The organism is Aneurinibacillus sp. UBA3580 (assembly GCF_002375825.1).
Classification (GTDB): domain Bacteria; phylum Bacillota; class Bacilli; order Aneurinibacillales; family Aneurinibacillaceae; genus Aneurinibacillus; species Aneurinibacillus danicus.
Window position 1 is genome coordinate 25635 of the sequence record NZ_DFMZ01000030.1, and the last position, 12776, is coordinate 38410.

At 47.9% G+C, this 12776-nt stretch carries 11 protein-coding genes; all 11 read right to left on the reverse strand.

Annotated elements, in window-relative coordinates; all coding sequences use genetic code 11:
- Positions 1-13: 13 nt before the first annotated feature.
- The 11 genes from B2899_RS04935 to B2899_RS04985 all read right to left on the reverse strand — a co-directional run bounded on the left by B2899_RS04935 (position 14) and on the right by B2899_RS04985 (position 12650).
- Positions 14-1648 (reverse strand): putative polysaccharide biosynthesis protein, encoded by a 1635-nt coding sequence (locus tag B2899_RS04935; protein ID WP_286884376.1) that lies wholly within the window; start codon positions 1646-1648, stop codon positions 14-16.
- A gap of 176 nt (positions 1649-1824) precedes the next feature.
- Positions 1825-2367 (reverse strand): stage V sporulation protein T, encoded by a 543-nt coding sequence (spoVT, locus tag B2899_RS04940; RefSeq protein WP_146809833.1) that lies wholly within the window; start codon positions 2365-2367, stop codon positions 1825-1827.
- A gap of 498 nt (positions 2368-2865) precedes the next feature.
- On the reverse strand, positions 2866-3939 hold the full coding sequence (locus B2899_RS04945) for a peptidylprolyl isomerase (RefSeq protein ID WP_286884377.1): 1074 nt from the start codon (positions 3937-3939) through the stop codon (positions 2866-2868).
- Positions 3926-7483: a transcription-repair coupling factor gene (mfd, locus tag B2899_RS04950; RefSeq protein ID WP_414631747.1), complete on the reverse strand. Its 3558-nt coding sequence runs from the start codon at positions 7481-7483 to the stop codon at positions 3926-3928. Before mfd ends, B2899_RS04945 begins: the two co-directional genes overlap by 14 nt.
- A gap of 80 nt (positions 7484-7563) precedes the next feature.
- Positions 7564-7785 (reverse strand): anti-sigma-F factor Fin, encoded by a 222-nt coding sequence (locus B2899_RS04955; protein ID WP_146809836.1) that lies wholly within the window; start codon positions 7783-7785, stop codon positions 7564-7566.
- A gap of 71 nt (positions 7786-7856) precedes the next feature.
- Positions 7857-8417, reverse strand: coding sequence for an aminoacyl-tRNA hydrolase (gene pth / locus B2899_RS04960; protein ID WP_146809837.1), 561 nt, complete (start codon positions 8415-8417; stop codon positions 7857-7859).
- 80 nt (positions 8418-8497) lie between these two features.
- Positions 8498-9157 carry a 50S ribosomal protein L25/general stress protein Ctc gene (locus B2899_RS04965; protein WP_146809838.1) on the reverse strand — a complete coding sequence of 220 codons (660 nt, stop codon included), beginning with the start codon at positions 9155-9157 and terminating at the stop codon, positions 8498-8500.
- A gap of 92 nt (positions 9158-9249) precedes the next feature.
- Entirely contained in the window at positions 9250-10200 is a 951-nt protein-coding gene (locus B2899_RS04970) for a ribose-phosphate diphosphokinase (protein ID WP_146809839.1), read from the reverse strand.
- 35 nt (positions 10201-10235) lie between these two features.
- On the reverse strand, positions 10236-11600 hold the full coding sequence (gene glmU, locus B2899_RS04975) for a bifunctional UDP-N-acetylglucosamine diphosphorylase/glucosamine-1-phosphate N-acetyltransferase GlmU (protein WP_286884378.1): 1365 nt from the start codon (positions 11598-11600) through the stop codon (positions 10236-10238).
- 239 nt (positions 11601-11839) lie between these two features.
- Positions 11840-12136 carry a septation regulator SpoVG gene (spoVG, locus tag B2899_RS04980; RefSeq protein WP_146809841.1) on the reverse strand — a complete coding sequence of 99 codons (297 nt, stop codon included), beginning with the start codon at positions 12134-12136 and terminating at the stop codon, positions 11840-11842.
- Between the two features lie 142 nt (positions 12137-12278).
- Positions 12279-12650, reverse strand: coding sequence for a RidA family protein (locus B2899_RS04985; RefSeq protein WP_146809842.1), 372 nt, complete (start codon positions 12648-12650; stop codon positions 12279-12281).
- Positions 12651-12776 lie beyond the last annotated feature (126 nt).

Consider the following 12776-nt stretch of genomic DNA (forward strand, 5'->3'; position numbering starts at 1 on the left):
CCCCTCTCAATAGTTATTCATGCAGAAGCCGGAGCTTCAGAAGCAGAGGAACGAGCTTCCGTCCCGCTTTCGTGCTTTCCAAATCGGTGCGCCGCACTGTTCCGGATAGGAAAAGGGCAACCGTATACATAACGACACCGGCTCCAACCGCTATTAAGCTTACACCGGTGTAATACAGACGGGGCGAAGAGAACCATTCCAAAAGTCCACGCTCGGCGACCTGCCGGGCTACGTACGCGGCCAGTCCCATCATCGTCACCGCTACAAATGGCTTTATGAAGAAAGACCGCAATCCGAACCGTGCCCTGGTCAAATGGACTACCGCATACAAATTAAGCAAAGTAGAAACCATATAAGCACAGACCGTAGACAGGGCCGCACCGTTAATGCCAAGGACCGGAATAAGCAGTATATTTAATAGAAGCTTTACAACGACACCAACCAATAAATTACGCACCGGAAGGTTAACTTCCCCCATACCTTGCAGAATGCCTGCCGACGTAATGCCAAGCGTAGAAAAAATGGTCGTAAATGCAAGCACAGTCAGAGCAGTCGTTCCATTTCCGTTTTCATACAACATGACATTTACCGGACCGGCAACGATCGAAAGACCGATAGAAGCGGGCAAACCGAACAAAAAGGTAAGGCGCAGAGCTAATTCCGTCCGTGCGGCAATCAAACGATGTTGATTAAGCGCTCTTGCCTCGGCAATGGCCGGGACAAGCGACAAAGAAAGCGCCGTCGCAAAAAACGCCGCAAACTGCACCAGCGGTTGTCCCCGATCAAAAATCCCCTTTAACTGATATGCGGCTTCGGCCGTGCTTCCTCCTCGAATCAGCATGCTGACAACAGTAAAAGAATCGGATATTTGCATCAGCGGAAGCACCAGCGAACCCAAACAAATCGGGATAGCGTAATAAAACAGTTTCCGAGCGATTTCCCCGACGGTCTCCTGCTTGTATGTACGTTCCACTGCTGTACTATCCCATAACTGCTGCTGCACTTTTTGGTTACGCCGCCAGAAGAACAGCATGACGATAAAGGCAAAGGAAGCTCCGGTCACTGCGCCAAATACGGCCCCTGACCCGGCAAGGTATACGTCTCCTGTCGTTTTCATAAACCAGTACGAGAGGACGATAATGGTCGCTACCCGAACAAACTGTTCGCCAATCTGAGATACAGCGGTCGGCACCATATCATGATGTCCCTGGAAGTAGCCGCGCATAGCTGCCATTATTGGCACCACCAGCAGAGCAAACGATACGCTGCGAATCGGCATAACCAACCTTTCATCTTTCATAAATCCGGCAAGGGCGGGCGCACTAAACCAGAGCAAAATAAAGAAGAAGAAGCCGGTGAGCGCCAGCACGCCCGCGGATACACGGAAAATTTTACGTGCACCGTATACGTCGCCAATGGCCAGCTTCTCTGCCACGAATTTTGAAATCGCAATCGGGAATCCGGCTGTTGCCAGAATGAGGAGGGCACTGTACAGCGGATACACCTGGGTGTAGACATAATACCCGAGATCGCCCGTAATATTTTGATACGGGATACGGTATACAACTCCCAGCATTTTGGACAGCAGTGCGCCCGCTCCCAGTATGGCGGCCCCTTTCAGGAAAGAAGCTCCCTGATTCTTAGACATAGATTCCCCTCTCTTTTCCCGGTAAATTCCTGCCTCATTATATCACAAAACGAGCGCAGGGCGGAAAGCCAAAAGGCTTGCCCCTTGAACTAGCTTATGCCAAGAAAAGAGTGAATTTGACTATAATAAAAAAGCTTCCTGGCAAGCATTCTTACCGGAAGCTTCTTCATTCCTTTCTATTGCTCCATTTGCTTCGCCAAAAAACCGGCGGCGGTTTCGACAAGCTTGACTTCGAGCTCGCCCATCTTAGCCTGGTCGCTCTTCGTCAGAAGAATGACAGATCCGATCGGATCTCCTCCTGCGATAATCGGAGCAATTACATAAGAGGAATAATCGTCTTCGTTATCGCGGATGATTTCATACTGTCCAGCATTCGTCTGAAGCGATGTCCGGCGCTCTTCCATCGTGTTTTCTACAATTTCACCAATGGCCTTATCCATAAACTCTTTTTTAGAAGCTCCAGATACGGCAATAATGGTGTCGCGGTCGCTAATCAACGTAATGTGGTTGGTGCTTTCGTACAGCGAATCAGCGTATTCTTTAGCGAAGTCGCCCAGCTCGCCAATCGGGGAGTACTTCTTCAGAATAACCTCCCCGTCACGGTCCACAAAAATCTCCAGCGGGTCACCTTCGCGAATGCGGAGCGTACGGCGAATTTCCTTCGGAATCACCACACGCCCTAAGTCGTCGATCCGGCGCACAATTCCAGTTGCTTTCATAATCTTGATGCCTCACTTTCCTGAAGTAATGAAATGACTGCAACTTATCATTAGCTTGTTTGTAGTATTTATCTCCTGCATGGAGAATATTCACCATCCCTCTTTCCACCAATGCAAACTTTTTGACGGGTAAAAATTCTTGTGTGTATAATCTTTGCATGTTTTATATGGCTATTCACAAATCAAATAAGAAAAACTCGCGGGCGTTGCTGCTCGTCCTTTTTCCACACAGAAGACAAGCGGCCGCTTTGTGGCCCTTCGGTCGGACCGGCAAAACATCCGGGTACCTCGAAGAGGGAGACAATTGCCGGTCTTTCCCTCCCTCCAGGCCACACGCTCCACACGGAAAAAGCAACGGTCGGCACACGCCTCGCGAGTTTTTCCTCGATTACAATGGAGGGAAAGTATATGTCGCTTTAGCACTGTAAAGCGACATATACTTTCCTATACCATAAAAAAGAGTCCCACACTTTGAAAGCGGGGAACTCCTTTTTATTGTTATTGGCCGCTTGGCTGCTGTCCGCCGCCAGACTGACCAGGTGCAGGTTGAGGCACAGTCTGTCCCGGTGTAGGCTGCTGGCCGCCCGGCTGTCCCGGTGCAGGTTGCTGCGGCTGCTCTTTAATCATGTCGGCCGGAATCTTTTCTTCCTTAATAATGCCTTTTACTTTGCTTGTGAAAAACTCTTGTTCCTTCTGCTGTGCCAGCATATTCGTGATGTCTTTTTTTACTTCATCATACGATTGTTCTTTACGCTTCTCGACACGCATAATGTGGTAGCCAAACTCGGTTTCAACCGGGTCGCTGATTTTGTTTAGAGGAAGCGTCAACGCCGCCTTCTTAAACGGCTCTACCATCCCTCCGATAGTCAGGCCATCCGAAGAAGGAAGCTGATACAATCCGCCTGTTTCTTTGGTGCCTGGATCGTCCGTATTTTCTTTTGCCAGCTTAGCGAAATCCGCACCGTTCCGCAGTTGTTTTACCAACTCGTCGGCTTTCTTTTTCGCTTCCTGTTTCGAACGCTTCTCTGTGCCAATCAGGATATGGCGCACATCGATCTGTGTCAGATAACCTTCCTTCTTGGCCTGTTCATATTCTTTCTTCTTGTCTTCTTCCTTAACATCTTTGGAGAAATACGAAATCATTTTCACTTGATCAAGGAAGAAATCCTTCATCTCGCCTTCCGTTACTTTACGATCCGCATAAAACTGGGTGAGCTTCTCGTCCTGACCCAGCTGCTGCTTGGTAAAATCCTCAAATTGCTTGAAGTTTTTCTCCGCTTCTTTCTTCATCTCATCTGTTTCTTCTACCTGCGCGGTCACATGCTTGGTCATCACCATGTAATGAAGCACCGATGTCAATGCTTCCTTGTCTCCCGAGTCAACCGCCTGGGCCATGCTCGGCTCGATCGCTTTTATAACTTCCGTATAATTCTTGAATTCCGGCTCCGTAATTTCCTTGCCGTCGTCATATTTAGCTACTATCGGCTCGTTCTTTCCGCATCCCGCAAGCAGGACGACAAAGATAAGAACACAGAGCAGCGCAAACCGCCCGTATTTCTTAATTTGCCACATCAGTTGCTTCCTCGCCTTCTTTGTTCTTTTTCAGTTCATCGAATTGAGTGAGGAAACTCTCGACAAGCTCAATGCTCTCCTCAGGTTTCAATCCTTTTATCTTAATCCCGACAACTACCTGCTGCCCCTGCCGTGAAGGTGTAATGCGCCGCAGAAGAGGCCCTTTGATTTCATACAAATCGCCCCAATCGACTTTAGCGCTCTGGTCTTCGTGGAAGACCAACTGAATCATATCCGGTTTCTGCACAATTTCTACGATCCTGTGTTTACTTGCATACACACGCAGACGGGAAACAAGCAACAAGTTGCTTACGCTCTGCGGAATCTCACCGAAGCGGTCTAACAACTCTTCCGTTAAATCTTCAATCTCTTCAAAAGAGGACACAGCAGCAAACTTCTTGTACATCTCAATCTTTTGTTTTCCATCCTGAATATAATCAGATGGAATAAACGCATCGATAGTCAAATTGATTTCCGGATGCACTTCTTCTTCCTTCTGCGGCTCGCCCTTCAGCTCTTCGATCGCATCTTTCAGCATCTGGCTGTAGAGGTCAAAGCCGACCGATGCAATAAAACCGTGCTGCTCTGCACCAAGCAGGTTTCCTGCGCCGCGGATCGATAGATCGCGCATTGCAATTTTGAATCCGGAGCCGAGTTCGGTGAACTCTTTAATCGCCTGCAAGCGCTTCTCTGCGACTTCAGTCAGCACTTTATCCCGCTGATACGTAAAGTAAGCATACGCAATCCGATTCGACCTTCCGACCCGGCCGCGCAGCTGATACAACTGGGATAGACCCATCCGATCGGCATTCGTAACAATTAAAGTATTCACGTTCGGAATGTCTACACCTGTCTCGATAATCGTCGTGCTGACCAGCACATCCGCTTCTCCTTCCAGGAAGCTGAGCATGACGGATTCAAGCTCGGTTTCATTCATCTGACCATGCGCCACCACCACGCGGGCATCCGGTACAAGCATACGGATCTGATCAGCCATCTGATCAATTCCCTGTACCTGATTGTACAGAAAGTATACCTGACCTTCTCTCGCTAATTCGCGCTCGATCGCTTCCCGCACCAGTCCGGCACTGTACTCCATAACATAGGTCTGGACAGGGAAACGGTTCTCCGGCGGTGTCTCGATAACGGAAAGATCGCGCACGCCAAGCATCGACATGTGCAGTGTACGCGGAATCGGCGTCGCTGTCAATGTTAGAACGTCCACGTTTGTCTTCAATCGCTTTAGCTTTTCTTTATGCGTTACACCGAAACGCTGCTCTTCATCGACAATAAGCAACCCCAAATCTTTAAAAACAACATCTTTAGAAAGCAAGCGATGCGTTCCAATGATAATATCGATTGTACCGTCTTTAATTCCTTTGATCGTCTGGGTTTGCTCTTTTCGACTCCGGAATCGGCTGATGACTGAGATATTGACCGGGTAATCCGCAAACCGTTCACGGAATGTCTCGTAGTGCTGCTGCGCCAGAATCGTCGTCGGCACAAGAACCGCTACCTGTTTGCTATCCATTACCGCCTTGAATGCGGCTCGAATGGCCACTTCGGTTTTCCCGTAACCAACATCACCGCATAATAGGCGATCCATCGGTCGGGATTTCTCCATGTCTTCCTTGATTTCTCTGATAGCTCGCAGTTGATCGTCTGTCTCTTCGTACGGGAACATCGCCTCGAACTCCCGCATTTCTTCACTGTCTTTGCTGAACGCATACCCTCTGGTCTGCTGGCGTTCCGCATACAGGCGAATCAAATCCTGTGCAATATCCTGGACGGAAGCCCGTACCTTATTCTTGACCTTCTTCCAGTCCGTTCCACCCAGCTTATATACTTTCGGCTCTTTCTCCTCGCTTCCAACGTATTTCTGTACCTGATCGATCTGCTCGATCGGCACATATAATTTGTCATTTCCCGCGTATTTGACATGCAAATAATCTTTATGGATACCGTTAATCTCGAGCGTTTCTATACCCAGATATTTACCGATACCATGGTTTACGTGCACGACATAATCGCCCACTTGCAAATCGGTGTAGCTCTTAATGCGCTCTGCGTTGCTGAGGTTTTTCCTTGTCTTGGTCGCTTTCCGCTGTTTCTGTGTAAATACTTCGCTTTCAGTTATAACGACAAGATGCTGCAGCGGCATCTCGAAGCCGCTTTGCAGATGGCCAATCGTAATAACCGGACGCTTGCTCCCCAGCGCCTTATCAGGCGAGAGAATGATATCGGCTTCGATATTGTAATCATGGAAAACCCGTTCCAGACGCCGCGCCCGCTCTTCGTCCGCCGCACAGAACACCACCGTTGCGTTCGATTTTCTCCAACGCTCCATCTCTGTTTTAAGCACGTTCATCTGTCCGTGAAAATTCTGCATCGTTTTACAGTTAAAGTTCACGATGTTCTGCGGATTGGTTTTCGGTACCTGGCGCAGGAATAAAGAACTGTGCAGCACCGGCCATTTTTTCGGTGCAATAATATCCTCCAATGGATGGGACAATGCGATATCCGGAAGAAACTCCCCTTCCTGCATCAATGCCGTTTGCCATTCTGCCTCATCTTTCTCCAACTGCGCCGCCGCTTCCACGATACGGGACGGTTCATCGATAACAACAAGCGGTGTTTGCCCCATATAATCTATTAACGTCTGCCGTGTATCATATAAGAAAGAAATATATTTATAGATTCCGGTAAACGAATGGCCCTGACGCAGCTGTTCAATCTCCCAACCGACTTTCTCAACAATCAATTCCTTGACCTGTGTCATTTTGACTTTCGGAAGGGTCGCGTTCATATGTTGTTCCAGCCTCTCCGCGGCCTGGACAAAGACTTCTTTGCTTCCGAATACTTCCCTTGTAGGACCAATTATAATCCCTTGCAAATTCTCGATAGACCGCTGATTGGAAATATCGAATGTCCGGATAGAATCAACCTCGGTGTCGAACAATTCAATCCGTACGGGATGCGTCATGTAAACAGGAAAAATATCAATGATACCACCGCGTACACTAATTTCACCGCGTGTTTCTACCATTTCAACACGCTCGTAGCCAAGGGCTATCATTTTTTCGAGGAAGTCTTCCAATTGAATTTCGCCGCCCACAGAAATCGGATATTGTACCCTCTTCCACTCTTCTACCGGCACGACAGAACGGCGGACACCGGCATAAGGCACAATAAGCACTCCTTTTTTACCTTCAGAAAGCGCGTTCAATACCTCGATGCGCTGACTAAGCGTCTCAGGGCTGGAAATGGATATTTCCGAAATGACCATCTCATTGGCGGGATACAGCCAAACTTCATCCGCCGGCAACAGTTGATTCATGTCGTCATATACCTTCTGGGCCTGGAACATGTTATGCGTCACAATAACAAGAGGACGCTCCATCGTCTGATACAACGCAGCATAGAATAGCTGCCGGGCGGAATTGCTTAATCCGGATGCCAGTTGCTCGCGCAGGCCCCGTCTATAACTGTCAACGATCGCTTCAAACTCGCCGTCGCGTTTAAACCTCTCTACCAAACCCTGCAATCACTCTTCCTCCTCTCTTGCGATTGCGTCCACAAATGCAAAAATAAGCCTTAGCAAAAAGCCAAGGCCTGTATGCTACCTTATTGTAAAGGATACGTAAGCTCAGGATAACGGTGAATGGCTTCACTACAATATTCACATGTTATGTTTGCCACCATGTCCCCGTTTGCTTCATAGCTAATTATATGTTTCCTCTCTTCCTGGGTCAAGAAATGAAACCCCAGCTTCTCTTCCGTCGCTTCGGGATGGTCAATCGCCGCATGCAGCGTTCCGCAATGCGGACAGATATATCGTATCGCCATATTTATGCCTCCCGGTAATATGTTATTCTCATACCTTATTCTTCCCAGAAGGCGGACGTGACATACGAAAGCTAGTTAAATTGATTCATAACACGCAAAAAAGAAATTTCCATCCACGCTTTGGCGGCTTCTACTGAACGCTTGACAGCTTCCTGTACATCGGCTAATTCCTCAGGCGGGAACGTCGAAAGCACATGATCGACTACTTTTCGACCCGGCGCAGGGCGCCCAATACCGACTTTAATCCGCTTGAATTCTTCCGTGCCCAGATGGGCAATTAAAGATTTCATGCCGTTATGACCGCCGGAACTTCCTTTCATCCGCAGACGAATTTTCCCGCACGGTAAATCAAGATCGTCATAGATTACCAACAAATCTTCTTCCGGATCTAGCTTATAGAAATGAAGCAAAGGCCCGACGCATTCACCGGACAGATTCATATACGTCATCGGCTTCACAAGCAGTACTTTCTCCGTGCCAGCCCTTCCTTCACCGATAAGCCCCTTAAATTTCCCCTGGGTCAACGCAATATTCCATTCATCCGCAAGGCGGTCGATGGCCCAAAATCCGACATTATGCCGTGTCATTTCATATTGCTTGCCCGGATTACCCAACCCCACAATTACTTTCATAGTTGTCTCTCCTTATTGTATACACTGAAAAAGCGCAACCGTGCGGTTACGCTTTTTGAACGATAGACTCGTTCAACACATTATTCCTGACCTTTATTCGGCACTGCATCACCGGAACCGTTCTCTTCATCGCCCGCTTCTGCATCCGTTTCCTCAGCTTCCCCCACAGTCGTTTCTTCTTCTACCGGCTCAGCTTGCGGCGGTACAATAGTCAAGACAACTGATTCAGGTGCATCCAATATTTCGACGCCATTTGGCACCGTTAAGTCGGCAACCGTTACCGTATCACCAACCGTCAGTTTCTCAATGTTGTACGTAACATTGTCCGGGATTTCGCCCGGCAGACATCTGATGTTCAGCTCACGCATCGTATGCTGAAGCACACCACCATCCTTCACGCCTTCCGCTTCCCCTTCCAGTACGATGGACACGCTGGTATCGGTTTTTTCATTCATATTGATCTTGCTGAAGTCCAGGTGCAGCACCTTATTCCTAATCGGGTCGCTCTGCACATCCTTAATCATGACATTCAGAGATTTCCCGTCTACGTTCAGTTTAACTACACGGTTCAAACCTTGCTGATTCACAAGCTGGTGAAATTGACTTTCTTCAATCGCAATCGGTTCACTTTCTACATCGGTTCCGTATACAACGGCGGGAATTTTTCCTTTGTTTCGCAGCTCCGTTAGCGCCGAACGCGGCCCCACCTGTCGTTTTTGCGCTTGTAATTCCATTGCCATAATAAAATTCCCCTCCTGCTATAAGGTTCGTAAGAAAATCATTATTTACTTTACCCAATCTAGCGGAGAGTCAATCACAAACCAAGCGAAATTTAGTCAAACAGCTTACTTACAGACAATTCTTCATGTACGCGAATAATCGCTTCCCCGATAATCGGCGCTACAGACAACGCCTTAATTTTGCTGCTTTGCTTCTCAGGTCCGAGCGGAATGGTATTTGTTACAATCAGTTCTTTGATGCTCGAATTCTCGATACGCTCGATGGCCGGGCCGGACAGTACCGGATGTGTACAGCAAGCATACACCGCTTTAGCGCCCGCTTCCATCAGCGCGTTCGCCGCCAGCGTAATCGTACCTGCCGTATCGATAATGTCGTCGATAATGATAGCGGTACGCCCTTCAATGTTACCGACAATGTTCATGACTTCCGCTACATTTGGCTCCGGACGACGTTTATCAATGATCGCAATCGGCGCTTCTAAACGTTCAGCCAGCTTTCTTGCACGCGTTACCCCGCCATGATCCGGAGAAACGACGACAACATCTTCGAGCTCTTTCTCAGCGAAATGCTTGCCGAGAATCGGTACACCGAGCAGGTGATCCACCGGAATATCGAAAAATCCTTGAATTTGCGTAGCATGGAGGTCCATGGTAATGACGCGATGCGCCCCGGCTGTTTCAATCAAATTGGCAACCAGCTTCGCCGTAATCGGATCACGGGCCCGTGCTTTACGGTCCTGGCGAGCGTAGCCGTAATAAGGAATCACTACATTAATGCTCTTCGCGGAAGCGCGCTTCAGCGCATCCACCATAACCAGCAGTTCCATCAGATGTTCGTTTACAGGTGCGCTGGTGGATTGAATAACGAACACATCGGCACCACGTACGCTTTCGTTTAATTTAATCTGAACTTCCCCATCGCTGAAATGTACAACTTGTGCATTTCCCATCGGAAGACCGATGTGATCTACAATTTCTTTCGCTAAAGCCGGGTTTGCATTACAAGTAAAGACTTTCAATTTCGGGTCGCGATAATTCGCCATGACTGATGTTAAACCTCCATACCTTTGAATACTTATTATTTCTTTATAATTTTTTTCGCGTAATCTTCTTTATTTGTCTGACGCTCGCGGGCGATTGCCAGCGCTCCATCCGGCACATCGTCCGTTATCGTAGATCCTGCGGCTACATAAGCGCCTTCCCCTACGGTTACCGGAGCTACAAGATTCGCGTTGCAGCCTATGAAAGAATGATCTTTAATTACCGTTTTGTGCTTATTCACACCATCATAGTTTACTGTCACCGTACCGCAGCCGACATTCACATCCGCGCCCACTTCCGCGTCGCCAAGATACGTCAGGTGCGATACTTTGCTTCCTTTGCCCAGTGAAGTATTCTTAATCTCGACAAAATCGCCCACTTTCGCACCTTCTCCGATATGAGAATTCGGGCGAATGTACGCAAACGGTCCCACGGTGGCATCGCTGTCGATTCGGCTATCCATCAGTACCGACTGTTTAATCTCCACTCGGTCGCCCACCCGGCAATTTTTCAGTTGAGTGTGCGGACCGATAATGCAGTCTTCGCCAATCGTGGTTCCTGCACCAATCAACGTACCCGGGTAAATAATCGAATCCCGGCCAATGACCACATCGGCTTCGATGTACGTATTGGACGGATCGATAATGGTAACGCCTTCTTTCATATGTTTGGTAAGAATGCGCTCTCTCATCATCGCTTCAGCTTTGGCCAGCGCTACTCGATCATTAACACCAATGGTAATTTCTTCTGTTATGGATGCCTCGATTCGTTCTCCCTGGCTTTTAAAAATCTCAATTACATCCGGGAGATAATACTCACCCTGCGCATTATTATTATCCACTTTCTCCAATGCAGCGAACAGCTTTTCATTATCGAAACAGTATGTACCTGTGTTGATCTCTTGGACGCGCTGTTCTTCTTCGGTTGCGTCTTTCTGTTCGACAATGCGCTCTACTCCGCCATCTTCGCCTCGGATAATCCGGCCGTATCCGGTCGGGTTGTCCATGATGCGGGTCAGAATGGTTGCTGCCGCCTGATTGGCCTCATGATGCGCCATCAGCGCTTTCAACGTTTCAGAACTAATTAGTGGCTCATCGCCTGACAGAACGAGTGTCGTTCCTTTTTTCCCTTTCAAAATCGGAGCTACCTGCATGACCGCGTGTGCAGTTCCCAATTGTTCTTCCTGCATTGCATACTCGACACCGCTGCCCAGTTGCTCTTTCACCTTGTCCGCTCCATGGCCGACAACAACAACGATGCCATCCATCTGCAATTCTTTCAGGCTGTCGACGACATGTTGAACCATCGGTTTACCGCAAACGGGATGCAGTACTTTGTATAACTTCGATTTCATTCGTGTTCCCTGGCCTGCAGCCAATACAACCGCAAATTTATCTGACATGGTATCCTCCCACTTCGATAAGTTCCACAATGACTATATCTTAATTGTCTTGCTATTTCAAGATACGTCGCGAAAGAGATGCAAAAAGACCGCATCCTTTTTTTGCAAATCAACGAAAAGAGTATATCTAGAAAACTATATCTTTTTTCTTCGTTACTTCTTGTCCCCATTCTCTCAAACTTCCAAAAGAAAAGAGGCCCCCCTCTACTAAAGGCCCCTTTGATTGATGCAACTGAGAATTAAGCTCCCTCTTCCACCAGTTCTTCTTCGGTTGTTTCTGTTTCTCCTACACGTTCGTATTCAGCCAGAACAGCGGCTTGAATCTTCTCGCGAGTAGACGAAGAGATAGGATGTGCGATGTCGCGGAATTCTCCTTCTGGAGTACGCTTGCTCGGCATTGCAACAAACATACCGTTGTTGCCGTCGATGACACGAATGTCATGCACTACGAATTCGTTATCAATCGTAATCGAGCAAATCGCTTTCATGCGGCCATCAGTGTTTACACGGCGGAGTCTTACGTCCGTTACTTCCATGTCTGCTCACCACCTTTTTCCAATTATCAGAAGCTTGATAACTGTAATTCAACAAAGGCGGAAAAAATCCTTCCTCTCTTCGAAAAAAATTTTTTGCTTTTTCTCAATTTTGGCATTTTACCCTATTGACATATTATTAATATTACAGCACAGCAACCAATTCGATTTCCAAAGAGACATCTTTCGGCAGCCGCGCCACTTCCACCAGGGAACGGGCCGGACGATGTTCGCCGAAATGTTCTCCATAGATTTCATTAATCACAGCAAAATCGTTGATGTCTTTTACAAATACCGTTACTTTTACCACGTTATTCAGCGTTGCACCCGCCGCGGCCAGAACGGCTTTCAGGTTGGCGAATACTTGATTCGTCTGTGCCACAATATCGCCTGTCACAAGCTCCCCTTCAGGCGTCAATGGAATTTGACCGGATGTATAGAGAAAGTTGCCGACTTTGATGGCTTGCGAATAAGGGCCGATGGCAGCCGGAGCCTGATTGGTAGAAATCTGTTCCATACAAAATCCCTCCATGTTATTCATTTTCTTTGAAATAATTGCCTAGTTCAAGGCGGATTTCTTTATCACGCATATCCACTTCTGTTACACGGAGCAGAGAAACATATTCGTCCACAAGACGCTCTT